This is a genomic window from Rhizobium sp. SG570 (assembly GCF_012275345.1).
In the GTDB taxonomy this organism is placed as follows: domain Bacteria; phylum Pseudomonadota; class Alphaproteobacteria; order Rhizobiales; family Rhizobiaceae; genus Rhizobium; species Rhizobium lusitanum.
Genome location: NZ_JAAZQI010000002.1, coordinates 137367 through 153467 on the forward strand (window position 1 = coordinate 137367; position 16101 = coordinate 153467).

Annotated in this window: 16 protein-coding genes; 10 read left to right on the plus strand and 6 right to left on the minus strand. The window is 60.0% G+C overall.

The genetic code is table 11. The annotated features are described in order from the left end of the window. Window positions 1-2 precede the first annotated feature (2 nt). The gene (locus tag FHT28_RS04450; protein ID WP_037193951.1) at window positions 3-1499 is read right to left on the minus strand and encodes a replicative DNA helicase; all 1497 of its coding nucleotides are present in this window, start codon (window positions 1497-1499) and stop codon (window positions 3-5) included. 346 nt (window positions 1500-1845) lie between these two features. On the opposite strand from FHT28_RS04450, the gene FHT28_RS04455 reads away from it, so the two are divergent. From FHT28_RS04455 to FHT28_RS04470, 4 genes are all read left to right on the plus strand, one after another. Further along, the gene (locus tag FHT28_RS04455) at window positions 1846-2289 is read left to right on the plus strand and encodes a MarR family transcriptional regulator (RefSeq protein WP_037193953.1); all 444 of its coding nucleotides are present in this window, start codon (window positions 1846-1848) and stop codon (window positions 2287-2289) included. Between the two features lie 8 nt (window positions 2290-2297). Further along, entirely contained in the window at window positions 2298-3944 is a 1647-nt protein-coding gene (locus FHT28_RS04460; RefSeq protein WP_168595697.1) for an MFS transporter, read from the plus strand. A gap of 17 nt (window positions 3945-3961) precedes the next feature. Further along, window positions 3962-5026 carry an HlyD family secretion protein gene (locus FHT28_RS04465; RefSeq protein ID WP_168595698.1) on the plus strand — a complete coding sequence of 355 codons (1065 nt, stop codon included), beginning with the start codon at window positions 3962-3964 and terminating at the stop codon, window positions 5024-5026. 130 nt (window positions 5027-5156) lie between these two features. Beyond that, window positions 5157-5999, plus strand: coding sequence for a glycerophosphodiester phosphodiesterase family protein (locus FHT28_RS04470; protein WP_348644967.1), 843 nt, complete (start codon window positions 5157-5159; stop codon window positions 5997-5999). Between the two features lie 73 nt (window positions 6000-6072). On the opposite strand, the gene rplI is transcribed toward FHT28_RS04470, so the two are convergent. From rplI to rpsF, 4 genes are all read right to left on the minus strand, one after another. Further along, entirely contained in the window at window positions 6073-6654 is a 582-nt protein-coding gene (gene rplI / locus FHT28_RS04475) for a 50S ribosomal protein L9 (protein WP_037193962.1), read from the minus strand. 19 nt (window positions 6655-6673) lie between these two features. Further along, on the minus strand, window positions 6674-7654 hold the full coding sequence (locus FHT28_RS04480) for a DUF2232 domain-containing protein (protein ID WP_168595699.1): 981 nt from the start codon (window positions 7652-7654) through the stop codon (window positions 6674-6676). Between the two features lie 164 nt (window positions 7655-7818). After that, a complete protein-coding gene (gene rpsR, locus FHT28_RS04485; RefSeq protein WP_034507767.1) occupies window positions 7819-8067 on the minus strand; it encodes a 30S ribosomal protein S18 in 249 nt (82 codons plus the stop codon). Window positions 8068-8081: 14 nt separating this feature from the next. Continuing rightward, window positions 8082-8534, minus strand: coding sequence for a 30S ribosomal protein S6 (gene rpsF, locus FHT28_RS04490; protein ID WP_037193968.1), 453 nt, complete (start codon window positions 8532-8534; stop codon window positions 8082-8084). 390 nt (window positions 8535-8924) lie between these two features. Here rpsF and FHT28_RS04495 point away from each other — a divergent pair, with 390 nt between their 5' ends. Beyond that, window positions 8925-9683 carry a phosphoglycerate mutase family protein gene (locus FHT28_RS04495; RefSeq protein ID WP_168595700.1) on the plus strand — a complete coding sequence of 253 codons (759 nt, stop codon included), beginning with the start codon at window positions 8925-8927 and terminating at the stop codon, window positions 9681-9683. Window positions 9684-9727: 44 nt separating this feature from the next. Here the strand turns inward: FHT28_RS04495 and FHT28_RS04500 are convergent, their stop codons facing one another. Continuing rightward, window positions 9728-10771 (minus strand): aldo/keto reductase, encoded by a 1044-nt coding sequence (locus tag FHT28_RS04500; protein ID WP_168595701.1) that lies wholly within the window; start codon window positions 10769-10771, stop codon window positions 9728-9730. Window positions 10772-10964: 193 nt separating this feature from the next. On the opposite strand from FHT28_RS04500, the gene fabD reads away from it, so the two are divergent. The 5 genes from fabD (at window position 10965) to mltG (ending at window position 16009) form a co-directional block, all read left to right on the plus strand. Next, window positions 10965-11909 carry an ACP S-malonyltransferase gene (gene fabD / locus FHT28_RS04505; RefSeq protein WP_037193971.1) on the plus strand — a complete coding sequence of 315 codons (945 nt, stop codon included), beginning with the start codon at window positions 10965-10967 and terminating at the stop codon, window positions 11907-11909. 26 nt (window positions 11910-11935) lie between these two features. Then, window positions 11936-12673 carry a 3-oxoacyl-[acyl-carrier-protein] reductase gene (gene fabG / locus FHT28_RS04510; protein WP_037193973.1) on the plus strand — a complete coding sequence of 246 codons (738 nt, stop codon included), beginning with the start codon at window positions 11936-11938 and terminating at the stop codon, window positions 12671-12673. A gap of 288 nt (window positions 12674-12961) precedes the next feature. Further along, window positions 12962-13198, plus strand: a complete 237-nt coding sequence (locus FHT28_RS04515) for an acyl carrier protein (RefSeq protein WP_004122114.1) — start codon at window positions 12962-12964, stop codon at window positions 13196-13198. A 114-nt stretch (window positions 13199-13312) separates the two neighbouring features. Next, on the plus strand, window positions 13313-14575 hold the full coding sequence (fabF, locus tag FHT28_RS04520) for a beta-ketoacyl-ACP synthase II (RefSeq protein ID WP_037193978.1): 1263 nt from the start codon (window positions 13313-13315) through the stop codon (window positions 14573-14575). Window positions 14576-14791: 216 nt separating this feature from the next. Beyond that, a complete protein-coding gene (mltG, locus tag FHT28_RS04525) occupies window positions 14792-16009 on the plus strand; it encodes an endolytic transglycosylase MltG (RefSeq protein ID WP_037194404.1) in 1218 nt (405 codons plus the stop codon). Window positions 16010-16101: the final 92 nt, after the last annotated feature.

Here is a 16101-nt window from a genome sequence, read left to right on the forward strand (position 1 = left end):
TGTCAGTGCTCTTCATATTGAAGGAAGGAGGAATCGGCGAGATCGGCGAAGCGCGTGAATTCCGACTGGAAGGCGAGCTTCACCGTGCCTGTGGGGCCGTGACGCTGCTTGGCGATGATGACGTCGGCCGTCCCCTTCACGCGGTCGAACAGGGCTTCCCATTCGGCATATTTCGGATCGGCCGGATCGCGGGGCTCCTGGTTCTTCACGTAATATTCCTCGCGGAAGACGAAGAGCACCACGTCGGCGTCCTGCTCGATCGAGCCGGATTCGCGAAGGTCAGAAAGCTGCGGCCGCTTATCGTCACGGCTTTCGACGGCACGCGAGAGCTGGGATAGCGCGATGATCGGAACGTTGAGTTCCTTGCCGAGCGCCTTCAGACCCGTGGTGATTTCGGTGATTTCCTGGACGCGGTTTTCCCCCGACTTCTTGGAGCCGGTCATGAGCTGGATGTAGTCGACGACCAGTACGTCGAGGCCGCGCTGGCGCTTCAGCCGGCGGGCGCGAGCGGCAAGCTGGGCGATGGAGATACCGCCGGTCTGGTCGATGAAGAGCGGCACCTTCTGCATCATCATCGAGCATGCCACGAGCTTCTCGAAATCCGCATCGTTGATATCGCCGCGGCGGATCTTCGACGAGGAGACTTCCGTCTGCTCGGAAATGATACGGGTGGCGAGCTGTTCCGACGACATTTCCAGCGAATAGAAGCCGACGACACCGCCATTCTTCGCCTTGGTGGAGCCGTCCGGTTGCACCTCGCCTTCGAAGGAGGCGGCGATATTGTAGGCGATATTGGTGGCGAGCGACGTCTTGCCCATACCGGGACGGCCGGCGAGGATGATCAAGTCGGACCGCTGCAGGCCGCCCATTTTGCTGTCGAGCGAGTGAATGCCCGTGGAAATGCCGGACAGGCCGCCGTCGCGCTCCTTGGCCACGGCCGCCATGTCGATTGCCAGCGCCACGGCGTCGTTGAAGGCCTGGAAGCCGCCGTCGTAGCGGCCGTTTTCGGCGAGTTCGAACAACCGGCGCTCAGTATCCTCGATCTGCGTCTGCGGCGGCATGTCCAGCGGCGCGTCGTAGGCGATGTTGACCATGTCCTCGCCGATGGTGATCAACGCCCGGCGCAGCGCCAGGTCGTAGATGGCACGGCCGTAATCCTCGGCATTGATGATCGACACGGCTTCGACGGCGAGGCGCGCGAGATATTGCGCGACCGTCATGTCGCCGACCTTCTCCTCCGCCGGCACGAAGCTCTTGATGGTCACCGGATTGGCGGTCTTGCCCATGCGAATGATGTCGCCGGCGACTTCGAAGATCTTCCGGTGCAGCGGCTCGTAGAGGTGGATGGGCTTCAGAAAATCCGAGACGCGATAATAGGCATCATTGTTGACGAGGATGGCGCCGAGAAGAGCCTGCTCCGCCTCGATATTGTTAGGGGCTTCGCGATAGTGCTGTTCGGCGGGAGCAATGGCGGCGAGCTTGCGCGCAGCTTCGTTCATTTTCCATCTCTTCGTACTTTGGAGTATCGAATGGTTTGCGATGAAGCGTTGTCATGGTCAACCGTGCAAATACGTCGCTTTGGTGAACGAGGGCAAATCAGGCCCCGCTATCAACATTGTTCCACTCGTCCACAGGGACAAGTTTCGGCCGTATAAAAAATCCCTTGTCGCCACTTTGCAACGCAAGGCCCGACACACGAATCACTTATGCAAGTTATCCATGGGTGATTTTAACCGGGTATTTCGCCAGGCGCATCAACTTGTGCGGCTATGATGCTTGAAAAGATAAGAAAATCCGGTTATTGCCTGAATAGGGTAGGCTGCTAATAATATAAAGTTGCAATAAATGTCCGGTGCGCCATCAAGACGTGAGCTTTTCGATGAAGTTTCCTCTTTCAATCGTAAGTTGAGAGCGGCATTCGATGCGCTGGTGCGTGAACATGGAATGACGCTCGCTCGGGCAAGGGTTTTCCATAGGCTCTCGCGTCGTGACGGGATCAATCAGCGGGAGCTCGCCGACGAACTTGAGCTCGAGACGCCAACGCTCGTGCGCATCCTCGATGCCATGGAGGGACAAGGTTTCATCGAGCGCCGCGCCGTACCATCAGATCGTCGCGCCAAGCAGATATTCATGACGGAATCCGGAAAAGTCGTCGCTGCCGAGGTCGAGGCTCTTGCCACCGGTGTGCGCGCGGATATTTTGGAAGGGATTTCGGACGAGGATATCGGCATGGCGCTTAAAGTTATCCGCGCCATGACGGCCAATCTTCAGAATGTGGGCAAGTCATGAGGTAATGTATGAGCGGCGAGCCAGGCCCGGTCCCCAAAGTGGAAGCCAACGCCGTCCCTGCCGCTCCACCGCCCATGCCGGGCTGGAAAGTGCCGCTCTATATAGCCGCATCCGTCATGTTCTTCCTGACGCAGGGCCTGGGCCTCAACCTCGCCTTCGCCAATCTGACCCAGATCCAGGGAACCATCGCCGCCACGACCACAGAATCGGCATGGCTTTCGGCCGCCTACATGGCGCCGAACGTCAGTCTCGCCATCGCGCTAGTGAAGATTCGGCTGCAATACGGGGTCCGTAATTTCGCCGAAGTCAGCATTCTCGGTTTCATCGTTGCTTCGATGCTCAATCTCTTCGTTTCCGATCTGCATTCGGCGATCGTCGTCCGTTTCTTGAGCGGCATCGCCGGCGCGCCACTGTCGACGCTCGGCTTCCTCTACATGCTGGAAGCGTTCGAGCCGGCCAAGAAGATGACCGTTGGCGTCAGCCTGGCGATGACGAACACGCTGCTGGCGGCGCCGATCACTCGCCTCGTGTCGCCCTCGCTTCTCGACTATGGCGAATGGCGCGGCCTCTATACTCTCGAAATGGCTCTGGCGCTGCTTGTCATGCCGATCATCTATCTGCTGCCGCTGACGCCGCCGCCGCGCGTCAAGGTCATCGTTCTCGGCGATATTTTCAGCTACCTGCTGGTTGCCATCGGTTTCGGCTGTCTGGCGGTGGTTCTGTCGGTCGGTCGCCTCTACTGGTGGCTGGAGGTGCCTTGGCTCGGTATCGTGCTGGCGATCGGCATTGCTTCGCTGACCGCTGCTGTCGTCGTCGATCTAAGAAGATCGACACCGCTCATCGATGTTCGCTGGCTGTTGCGGCCGGAGATGCTGCACCTGACCGGCATCCTGCTGGTATTTCGCCTGATTGCCGCCGAGCAGACTTCGGTCGTCGTGACATTCTATCAGAATGCTGTCGGGCTGCTCTACGACCAGCTCTCCATGCTGTACTGGATCATCCTGGTATTTTCGGTCATCGGCGGGCTCATCTGCGCTGTCTTGATGACCTACGGGTTAAGCTGGCAGATCCAGTTCGTCGCGCTTGCTCTGATGGGGGTCGGTTCCCTCATCGATTCGCAGGTGACCAACCTGACGCGGCCAGAACAAATGTATCTCAGTCAGGCGATGGTGGCCGCCGGCGCAGCACTTTTCCTGCCGCCATCCATGTCGGTGGGCTTCAAGGCGGCTCTGTCGAAGGGGCCCGCCTATCTGGTGACCTTCTTCGTCATTTTCACCTTCACGCAAAGCGTCGGCGGTCTGATCGGTTCGGCGTTCTACGGCACGCTGATCATCATTCGCGAGAAATTTCATTCCGCCGTGTTGACCGAGCGGGTGCTGCTGACCGATCCGCATGTGGCCGAACGCGTCAGCCAGCTTTCATCATCTTACGGCAAGGTGATCGGCGACAGTGCAATCCTCAAGGGAGAGGGGCTGGCGCTGCTCGGCGCGCAGGTGAGCCGTGAGGCCAACATGCTCGCCTATGGTGATGCTTTTCTTGTTGCGGCAGTGATCGCCTTTGTCTCGCTTGCCGGGCTTTCGCTGCATGTATTCTTCCGCTTCGTCAAAACTCGGCTCGCTGAAGATCGGCCGCAGGCCATGGCATCCAACCCTTGAGGATATGAAATAGCTCCATGTCGAGGCTCGTTCGCTCTCCAATCGAAGTCATTGCGGTTCTTGCCGGCATCGGCGGCGTTATGCTAGTGCTTTATGCTTGGCACCTGCCACCGTTCAGAAGCTCGGTCGAAACCACCGACGACGCCTATGTCAAGGGCTATGTCACGACCATCAGCCCGCAGGTCAGCGGCTATATCACCGACGTGCCGATCAAGGACTACAAGCTCGTCAAGCAGGGCGACGTTCTGACCAAGATCGATGACCGTATCTATCGGCAGAAGGTGGCGGAGGCGCATGCGACGCTCGACGGGCAGAAGGCGGCGCTCGCCAATTCGCAACAGCAGGAGCAGGCCGCCAAGGCCGGCATCGTCTCCAGCCAGGCGCAGATCGACAGCGCCAACGCCGCGCTGAAGCGCGCCCAGCTCGCCTGGGAGCGCGTGACGACGCTGGTGGCCAAGGGCGTGTCCACGACAAGCGATTCCGAGCAGGCGCAGGCGACGCTGCAGCAGGCGCAAGCAGCCGTCAACCAGGCGAAGGCGGCCCTTGACGTATCGCAACAGAACCTGACGACGATCATCGTCAACCGCGCCTCGCTGGAGGCCGGTGTCAGCGGCGCGGAAGCCGCCGTGCAGCTCGCCGATATCGATCTTCAGAATGCGACCATTGTTGCGCCGCAGGACGGCCGCGTCGGCGAGGTCGGCGTGCGCCTCGGCCAATATGTGACGGCCGGAACGCAGCTCATGGGTCTGGTGCCGAAGGATATCTGGGTGATCGCCAATTTCAAGGAGACCCAGCTCGACGGCATGAAGCTCGATCAGCCCGTCACGATTTCCGTCGACGCGCTCGGACACCGCGAGATCAAGGGCCATATCCAGCGCTTCTCGCCGGCGGCTGGGTCTGAATTCGCCGTCATCAAGCCGGACAATGCCACCGGCAATTTCACCAAGGTCGCCCAGCGCATCGGCGTCAGAGTCAAGATCGATCAGGGGCAACCCTTAGCGGACCAACTGGCGCCTGGGATGTCCGTGGTCGTTTCGGTCGATAAGAACTCCCAGCCGGAGGTGGGCATCAACGACGACTAGAATGCTTCCGCATTTCCGCGAATCTCCCGTCATCTCATATCAGCAATGGTGTGATTGAAGAGGCTTGGTAGGCGGGATCTGCCGATTCGGCAGTTCCTCATGCCTTCGAGAATTGAAGGAGAACAAGTTCGTGGTTTCGCCTATGCCTTCCTATGTCGATCACATCGCCGATCCAGATCGATCCTGCGCGATCGTCGTCCATCGCGGCGTGTGGCGCGCCGCGCCAGAGAACAGCCTCCTGGCGATCGAAAGAGCCATATCGGCTGGCTACGAGGTGGTTGAAATCGACATCCGGCGCAGCAGCGACGGCGAGCTCTTCCTGTTGCACGACGACACGCTCGAGCGAATGGCGGGTCTTAACCGCGAGCCGGAGACGCTGACGCTGCAGCAATTGTCGAGCCTGAAATTGCGCAATCGCGATGGCGGCGCGACGAATGAGTTCACGGGCGAAAGACTACCGAGCCTGAAGGAAGTCTTTGACCTGACGCGGGATCGCATTTTCATCCATCTTGACGTCAAGCACCGGGAGATGATCCCCGACGTCATCGCCTGCGCCCGATCGATGGGCGTTGACCAGCAGGTCGACTTCTGGGGAGACTTGAGGAACCATCAGGATCTTTCATGGATCCGCGAAAAGGTGGAACCACATGGCGTTCCCTTCATGGCCAAAACGCGGCTGAACGCAGCGGATGCGGCTTCCCAGCTCGACCTTCTCTTCAAGCTGAACCCGTTCCTGTGCGAAATCTATTTTGACCGGCTGGAGCAGGTCGTCGGGCAAGCGGCGCTTTTTCAGGAGCGCGGCATCGCTCTCTGGGTCAACACGCTCGATTCGGTCTCATGCGCCGGTTTTACCGATACCGCCGCGCTCAAGGATCCGGACGCGATATGGGGACGCCTGATCGATGCCGGCGTCTCCGCCATTCAAACCGATGAGCCGAAGGCCCTGAGAGCCTATATCGGCGCCAGGGCATGAACCCACACCAACGCAAAAAGAAAGCCCGGATCGTCCGATCCGGGCTTTCTCACATCCAGCAATGGACTGGAAATTATGCGTCGTCTTCTTCGGCATTGCCGTCGGCTTCCGGATCGAAGAAGTCTTCCGGACGCAGGGCGTCTTCGTCAACGCCGTAGATGGCGTCTGCGGAGGTGAGGGTCTCGCCCTTGGACTGACGCTCGGCTTCTTCAGCGGAACGGGCAACGTTGAGCTCGATCTTGATTTCGACTTCTGCGTGAAGCCCGATCGCAACATCGTGCAGGCCGATGGCCTTGATCGGCGTGTTCATGTGAACCTGGCTACGGCCGATGTTGAAGCCTTCGGCGGCGAGGATTTCGACGACGTCACGGGCGGCGACCGAACCGTAGAGCTGGCCGGTTTCGCCAGCCGAACGAACGACGATGAAGGACTTGCCGCCGAGAACGTCTGCGACCTTCTGTGCTTCGCTCTTGCGCTCCAGGTTACGGGCTTCGAGCGTGGCGCGCTCGGCTTCGAAGCGGGCCTTGTTGGCGGCATTGGCGCGGAGCGCCTTGCCGAGCGGCAGCAGGTAGTTACGGGCAAAGCCGTCGCGAACCTTGACGGTTTCGCCCATCTGGCCGAGCTTGGAGATGCGCTCGAGAAGAATGACTTGCATTTTCTTGTTCCTTTCGATGTCAGATTTTCGTGTCTGTTGGTTTGGATGTGTCGGCATTCTTGTTCGGAGTGAGCGATATCGCCTTGCGGGTATCGTAGAGGCCGAGAACAAGGATGATGAGGAGCGGCAGCGTCAGCAGGAAAGATGCCAGATAGCAGAGGACAAGCACGGGTATGCGCCAGTCCTTGCCGCGCGTCCGGTAATGCAGCGACGCAAAGCCGGAAGTGATGAAGCCCGCGCCGAAGCCGCCGAGGACGGCGGCGGCAATCAGGCCAACCACGCCGCCGAGGAACATGGCGACGATCGCCACGAGAAAGACGAAGATCGCGTTGCGGTTCATGCGCAGTGATGAGGGGATATCCTCCCTCGGGCGCAGATTATGCCTCGAGGCTGCAACGATGCGGATCGCCACATAATAGGCGGCCAGCAACATCATGACCCAGATCATGCCCCAGACGACTGGGATCATGTAGAGCATCAGCGACTTCATCTTCGCGATCGCAATCGGATCGAGTTGAAGGTCGGGGGATTGCTGGTTCACCGCGCTGACGTAGGCGTCCACCACCTGGCCGACCAGATCGGCGTTGTAGCCCATGATCGCGCCGGCGATGATGACAGTTACCGCCGTGAGGCCGCAGAGATGCAGCATGATGTCGGAGAGCGGATACCAGGCCATCAGGTGGTCCGGGCCCCCGAGCTCGGAAGCGGGACGCGCCAGATTGGCGAGATGGCTGAGCCAGGCAGGTATCAGCGTCAGTACAAGTGTAAATACCCCGAAATACATCGACTGCCAGACGGCGCCGATGACACTTGCCACCACGACAGCGACGACAACGGCCACGTTGCCCCAGCCGAGGCCGACGAGCAGGATAGGGAGGGCGGAAAGCGCGCCGAACAGAATAAACAGCAAAGGCTGAGTAGTCGCGCCATACACGAGTAGGGCGGCGGTCAGACCGGCAAGCGCGCCGATACCAAGCTCTTTTGCACTCAACTGTTTCACGTCGCTGTCCTGCTTCGTATCGAGCAGTTAGAGGATGCTTCCGAACCTCGGTTCTGAAAGCCGTCCCCAACATGGGGTTTCAAGGTCCCGATCCGCGCCCACCGCGAAAAGGGCAAGGGAAGGCATGACTGCCTTCCCTCAAATCATATCAGCGTCGGCGCTTATTAGGCGAGGACGTAGGGCAGCAGGCCGAGGAAACGGGCGCGCTTGATCGCCTGGGCGAGTTCGCGCTGCTTCTTCTGGGAAACGGCCGTGATGCGGGAAGGAACGATCTTGCCGCGCTCGGAAATATAGCGCTGCAGGAGACGGACGTCCTTGTAGTCGATGCGCGGCGCATTGGCGCCCGAGAACGGGCAGGTCTTGCGGCGGCGATGGAACGGACGGCGGACCGGTGCGGAGGAAACTTCAGACATTGTTCAAAATCTCCTTATACGCGGTCTTCGCGCGGACGGCGCGGACGGTCGTCGCGGTCACCACGATCCGGGCGCGGACCACGGTCACGGTCGCCGAAGCTACGCTCCGGACGGTCGCCATCGCGGCGCGGACGGTCGTCACGGTCGCGCTTCTGCATCATGGCCGACGGGCCTTCTTCATGCTTTTCAACAGCGATCGTCATGTAACGCAGGACGTCTTCGCTGATGCGCATCTGGCGTTCCATTTCCTGGACCGCAGCGGCCGGCGCATCGATGTCCATCAGGGCGTAATGAGCCTTGCGGTTCTTCTTGATGCGATAGGTGAGGGACTTGAGGCCCCAGTTTTCGATACGCCCGACTTTACCGCCGTTAGCTTCGATGACACCCTTGTACTGTTCTACGAGGGCGTCGACCTGCTGAGTGGAGATATCCTGTCGAGCAAGGAATACATGTTCATAAAGAGCCATGGATAGCTTTGCCTTTCTTGCGTTGATCTGAACCCGGGCTCTAGCGGCTAAGCCTCAACGACTGCTCCTGAGAGGGATAACCCCAAGCAAGAAAAGCGTTTCCGAGACGGTCGAGAGCGGAGACACGGGAGGCTGGAACGCTTCCGTTCCGACGATTTTCCCAAAAGAAAACCGGCCCTCCGTTCAGCCACCAGCCAGAAGACCGGGTTGCGAACAGGGCGGCTTATACGGATTTTTGCGGGAAAGGCAATAGGAGGGGCGAAATTGGGTTGTTTTGTGCAAAGGCAGCAGCCATCAGGTCAATTCGCATGCCGGTGTCCCGTCGCATTGCATGCAGCCCGCTCTCCCGTCATGATGGCATACATCAATTTCGGCCAACACGGACTGTTCATGCGCATCTTTCTCGTCCGCCACGGCGAATCCCTCGGCAACATCGATGAGCAGGCCTACCGGCAGTTCGGCGATCACAATGTGCCATTGACCGAGTGGGGTTATCGGCAGGTGCTGGAGGCGGGACGGGCCATCGCCGCCTATCTGAAGGCATTGCCGAGCGCCGAATTGCGCAAGCTGAGCATCTGGCATTCGCCGTTCTTGAGGACACGACAGAGCAAGGATGCCTTGCTGGAGGTTCTGCCCGCCGAGCTGATCGGGGACATTCGGGAGGACTATCTGTTGCGTGAGCAGGATTTCGGGCTTTTCACCGAAATCTACGATCATGCCGAACAGAAACGGAAATTTCCCGACGAGTTCGAGAAGTGGGCGAGGCTGCGCAACAATAGCGGCAAGTTCTATGCGCGGCCGCCTGACGGCGAGAGCCGGGCGGATGTTGCCCAACGTGTTCGCCTGTTTCTACAAACCGTAATGCACGACGCCGAAAACGGAAAGAACAATGTCATCATCGTCGGCCATGGCGTCACCAACCGGGCCTTTGAAATGAATTTCCTGCATTGTCCCGTCGATTGGTTCGAGCGCTCGGACAATCCGGGGAATGCCGACGTCACGCTGATCGAAGGGCGACATTCCGCAGACTACAGATCGATCCTGCTCCACAAGGCCTCGGATCGCGGGCAGGGGCATGACGAGTTGCGTGAAGCGCATGGCTCCGAATTGATGCTCTCGCCAAAAGATCGTGCAATAGACCACCCGTAACGGCCGCTTCTTCCGGCCGCCACGGTCTGTCCATTTGCTACGCCTCACATCGGCATCGGATACTTCCGGTGGACCTGCTCGATCTCGGCCAGTACCTCCGCGGGCAAGGTCACGTAAGCTGCGGCGATATCGGTCTCGAGCTGCGCCATCGTCGTGGCGCCGATGATCACTGACGTCATGAACGGCTTGGTGAGGCAATAGGCGAGCGCCAGCTTGGACGGGTCGAGATCGTGCTTGGCGGCGATCTCGAGGTAAGCCTTGACCGCGGGTTCCTGCAGCGGCTGCAGGCGGCCGCCGATGTCGTGGTTGATCGAGCCGCGCGAGCCGGCAGGCCGCGCACCGCCGACATATTTGCCACTGAGGATGCCGCCGGCGAGCGGCGAATAGGCGAGCAGGCCGACATCCTCATGATGCGAAAGCTCGGCCAGATCGAGATCGAAATGCCGGTAGAGCAGATTGTATTCGTTCTGCGTGGAGACGACGCGCGGCAGGCCCTTTTGTTCGGAAATCGTCAGATATTTCTGGATGCCCCAGGTCGTCTCGTTGGAAAGGCCGAGGGCGCGGATCTTGCCGGCCTTCACCATCTCGCCCATCGTCTCCAGGATCTCGGTGATATCGGCGACGGCCTTCTCGCGGTCCTGCGTAAAGGGGTTGTAGCGCCAGTTCTGACGGAAGTGGAAATGGCCGCGGTTCGGCCAATGAACTTGATAGAGGTCGATATAATCGGTTTTCAGCCGCTTCAGGCTGCTGTCGATCGCCGCGCGGATATTGGGGGCATCCGCGCCCTGGCCGCCGCGCAGATAGTCGCGCCCAGGGCCGGCGACCTTGGTGGCGAGCACGACGTCCTTGCGCTTGCCGGTCTTTTCGAACCAGGTGCCGATATACTCCTCGGTACGGCCTTGGGTCTCCGCGCCGACGGGCGTCGTCGGATACATTTCGGCGGTGTCGAAGAAATTGACGCCTTTATGGAGAGCGTAATCCATCTGATCATGCGCTTCGGCTTCGCTATTCTGCGTGCCCCAGGTCATCGTGCCCAGGCAAATTTGCGAAACGGAAATATCGGTGCGGCCTAAATTCTTATATTTCATGGGAAAACCTTGGAGATAGGGGAAATTCATGATGAAGAGAGTTGCGAGAATTTAGGCGTGAATTGAGCGAGCGCAAGAAGAAAATCGCTGCGTCCCGCGAGCGCAAAAGCCGTTGGCTGCGGGGTTTACGCTATTGACTCCGCCGCAAACAATGTCATTGGGAAGCGAAACGACCCCAAAAGGACGCTTGATAATGACTGTTGCTTTCACATTTCCCGGCCAGGGCAGCCAGGCCGTCGGCATGGGCAAGGACCTTGCCGACAATTTCGCCGAAGCGCGCGCCGTCTTCGAGGAAGTTGATGAAGCGCTCGGTGAAAAGCTCTCCGACGTCATCTTCAATGGCCCGGAAGACAGACTGACGCTGACGGCCAATGCGCAGCCGGCGCTGATGGCCGTGTCGCTCGCCGTCATTCGTGTTCTGCAGGCCCGCGGCCTAGATCTGAAGAGCAAGGTCTCCTATGTCGCCGGCCACTCGCTCGGCGAATATTCGGCGCTCTGCGCCGCCGGCACCTTCTCGCTCGCCGATACAGCGCGGCTGCTGCGCATTCGCGGCAACGCCATGCAGGCGGCAGTCCCCGTTGGCGTCGGCGCCATGGCTGCGATCATCGGGCTCGAACATGCCGATGTCGCCGCCGTCTGTGCCGAAGCTTCCGCGCTGGGCGCCTGTCAGATCGCCAACGACAATGGCGGCGGCCAGATCGTTATTTCCGGCGAGAAGGCGCCCGTCGAGAAGGCAGCCGAGCTGGCAACCGCCAAGGGCGCCAAGCGCGCCATCCTCCTGCCGGTTTCCGCCCCCTTCCATTCCGCGCTGATGGCGCCGGCCGCAGAGGCGATGCGCGAGGCGCTGGCCGGCGTTGCCAAGGCCAATCCGGTCGTGCCCGTCATCGCCAATGTCAAGGCCGCTCCGGTGACCGATGCCGAAGAGATCGCCAGGCTGCTCGTCGAGCAGGTCACCGGCCAGGTGCGCTGGCGCGAGACGGTGGAATGGTTTGCTGCCAACAATGTGACAACATTATATGAAATTGGCGCCGGCAAGGTGCTGACGGGCCTGGCGCGTCGCATCGACAAATCGGTCAACGGCATCGCCGTCAACAATGCTGCTGATATCGACACGGCGCTTGGCGTATTGCTCGGCTGACAGAGATTAAGGAACGAGGGACAAACATGCTTGATTTGACCGGCCGCAAGGCCCTGGTAACCGGCTCATCCGGCGGCATCGGCGAAGAGATCGCCCGGCTCCTGCACAAGCAGGGCGCCATTGTCGGCCTGCATGGCACGCGCGTCGAGAGACTGGAGGCATTGGCCGCCGAGCTGGGCGACCGCGTCAAGATCTTCCCGGCCAATCTGTCGGATCGCGACGAGGTCAAGGCGCTCGGTGCCAAGGCCGAAGAAGAGCTCGGCGGCGTCGATATTCTCGTCAACAATGCCGGCATCACCAAGGACGGCCTGTTCGTGCGCATGAGCGACGAGGACTGGGATGCCGTACTGGAAGTCAATCTCACCGCCGTCTTCCGGCTGACACGCGAGCTGACCCATCCGATGATGCGCCGCCGCTATGGCCGCATCATCAACATCACCTCCGTCGTCGGCGTGACAGGCAATCCCGGCCAGGCCAATTATTGTGCCTCGAAGGCCGGCATGATCGGCTTCACCAAGTCGCTGGCGCAGGAAATCGCGAGCCGCAACGTCACCGTCAACTGTGTCGCCCCCGGCTTCATCGAGAGCGCCATGACCGGCAAGCTGAACGACAAGCAGAAGGAAGCCATCATGGGTGCCATTCCCATGAAGCGCATGGGCAACGGCGCGGAAGTCGCTTCCGCGGTCGCCTATCTTGCGTCCTCCGAAGCCAGCTACGTCACCGGCCAGACGATCCACGTCAACGGCGGCATGGCAATGATCTAAAGGGAATTGCTATTGGAGGGAACTTTCCTTCCAATAGCATGTTGAGCAACCCGGAGCCGGCTATTTTCTGGCTTTGCGACGGACTTAAACCGTGTTAAGCGGGCCATGACTGTGAACAGTCGTCCCGAAAATGCAGACGGACGGCGCCGCGCTTTTGGCGGCTCGGCCGGATCTCAGCGCCGGGTTGTACGGGTTTGCCAGCGGCGCCAGAACAGGTGCTGCAGGCTTGAATTAGGGTAGGGATGTCACAGGGCATTCTGATCAGGACATAAGGTCGAGGAAACCGACATGAGCGATATCGCAGAACGCGTAAAGAAAATTGTTGTTGATCATCTTGGCGTTGACGCCGACAAGGTCGTTGAAAGCGCAAGCTTCATCGACGATCTGGGTGCGGACTCGCTCGACACGGTCGAACTGGTCATGGCCTTCGAAGAAGAATTCGGCGTTGAAATCCCCGATGACGCTGCTGACTCGATCCTGACGGTCGGCGACGCGGTAAAGTTCATTGAGAAGGCTCAGGCCTAATCTTTCGTACTTTTTGAATGGGCGGGCTCAAGAGTCCGCCCTATTTCGTCCCGCGACGTCGGGCGCACCATATTTATACGCATATCATCATAAGAAGACGGGGGTCTGAGGGCGATGAGACGTGTCGTTATCACGGGTACCGGCATGGTATCACCTTTGGGCTGCGGCACGGAGGTGTCCTGGTCGCGTTTGATCGCCGGGCACAACGGCGCGCGCCTCGTGACCGAATTCGAGGTCGAGGATCTCGCCGCGAAGATCGCATGCCGCATTCCGTTTGGCGACGGCACCGACGGCACTTTCAATGCTGACGACTGGATGGAGCCGAAGGAGCAGCGCAAGGTCGACCCCTTCATCATCTATGGCATGGCAGCTGCCGATATGGCGCTGGCAGACGCCGAATGGCACCCGGCCACGGACGAGGACCAGATCGCGACCGGCGTCATGATCGGCTCCGGCATCGGCGGCCTCGAAGGTATCGTCGAGGCCGGCTATACGCTGCGCGACAAAGGCCCGCGCCGCATCTCGCCCTTCTTCATTCCCGGGCGTCTCATCAATCTCGTTTCCGGCCAGGTCTCCATCCGTCATAAGCTGCGCGGCCCGAACCACGCCGTCGTCACGGCCTGCTCGACCGGTGCGCATGCCATCGGCGATGCGGCCCGCCTGATCATGCTGGGCGATGCCGATGTCATGGTCGCGGGCGGCGCCGAAGCTCCGGTCTGCCGTATCTCGCTTGCCGGCTTTGCCGCCTGCAAGGCGCTGTCGACGGAATATAATGACGACCCGCAGAGAGCTTCGCGCCCCTATGACCGCGACCGTGACGGCTTCGTGATGGGCGAGGGCGCTGGCGTCGTTGTTCTGGAAGAGTTGGAACACGCCAAGGCCCGCGGCGCCAAGATCTACGCCGAAGTTGTGGGATACGGCCTTTCCGGCGACGCCTATCACATCACCGCTCCGTCTGCGGACGGCGAGGGTGCATTCCGCTGCATGACATCGGCTTTGAAGCGCGCCGGTCTGACGCCGGCGGATGTCGACTATATCAATGCACATGGCACCTCGACCATGGCCGACACGATCGAACTCGGCGCCGTCGAGCGGCTGGTCGGCGATGCCGCGTCCAGCATCTCCATGTCGTCCACCAAGTCGGCGACAGGCCATCTGCTCGGGGCCGCCGGTGCGATCGAGGCGATCTTCGCCACACTCGCCATTCGCGACAATATCGTTCCGCCAACGCTCAATCTCGACAATCCGGAACGCGAGACCGCCATCGATCTTGTTCCGCACAAGGCCCGCAAGCGGGACGTCAATGTCGCACTGTCCAACTCCTTCGGGTTCGGCGGCACGAACGCATCGCTTGTCCTGCGCCGTTATGAGGCATAATAACAGCGCGTAACTGCGAAAGCGGGAATGCTCTTCGGCAAGCCTGCGCGCTGTCCTCGAATTTTATCGCGCCCCATGCATCCCGGGGATGCGCCGCGGTAATGTCTGATCGGTCGAAGGCGAAGCTTCATACGGCTCCGCCTTATCCTCTGAACCTGTTTTTTGCCGCATTGCTTGGCCAAAGAGCAGGCAATCACGAAAAGGAAGGGATTGCCGGTGAGCGATACGAACCAGAGCAACGGAACTCCGAACGGACAGAAGGGGCCGATCATACCGAAATCGGCAAGCGAAGCCCTGCGTCCGGAGCGTGTTCCGGATCCGCCGAAGCGTTCACGCAAAGCCCGCAGCCAGATGGTGATCTTCCTGAACTTCCTGATGACGTTGGCGATTTTCGTCGTCGTCGCGGCCGTAGCAGGCACGTATTATGCTTTCTCTGTTTACCAGAGCCCAGGCCCGCTGACGACCAATACGAATTTCATCGTCCGTAACGGCGCGGGTTTGAACGAAATAGCCAATCGTCTCGAATCCAATAACATCATCAGCGACCAGCGCATCTTCCGTTGGCTGACGACCACTTATCTGCATGACGGCGAAACCTTGCGGGCCGGCGAATACGAGATCAAGGCGAGCGCTTCCATGAAGGACATCATGGAACTGCTGAAATCGGGCAAATCCATCCTCTATTCGGTCACCTTGCCCGAGGGTCTGACCGTGCGGCAGATCTTCAACAAGCTGCAGGCCGATCCCGTGCTCGAAGGTGACTTGCCATCGGCACTGCCGGGGGAGGGCAGCCTGAGGCCCGACACCTACAAGTTCACGCGCGGCACCAAGCGCACGGAAATTATCCAGCAGATGGCGGCCGCGCAGGACAAGCTGGTCGAGCAGATCTGGGATAAGCGCGACCCGAACCTGCAGCTGGCGAACAAGCAGGATTTCGTCACGCTGGCCTCCATCGTCGAGAAGGAAACCGGTCTGGCGGATGAGCGCGCCCATGTCGCTTCCGTCTTCCTGAACCGTCTCGGCAAGGGCATGCGCCTGCAGTCGGATCCGACGATCATCTATGGTCTCTTCGGCGGGGAGGGGAAGCCTTCCGATCGCCCGATCTACCAGTCGGATCTGAAGAAAGAGACGCCTTATAACACTTACATCATCAAGGGCCTGCCGCCGACGCCGATCGCAAATCCCGGCAAGGATGCACTGGAAGCCGTCGCCAACCCCTGGAAGAGCCAGGATCTCTACTTCGTGGCGGATGGCACGGGCGGCCATGTCTTCGCCGCGACGCTGGAAGAGCACAACGCCAACGTCAAGCGCTGGCGCAAGCTTGCCGCCGAAAAGGGTGAAGATCCGAGCACCATCGCGGTTGACGGTCAGCCCGATGACGCTGCCGCAACCACTACCGGTTCGGGCACCCAGCAGAAAAAGAAGACGAACTGATCCTTGCTGCGCCATGGCTTCATTGAAGCGGTGGTGCGGATTCACTTTACATTGGTCCATAATCCGATGATTTTCAGCGGATTATGGATAGG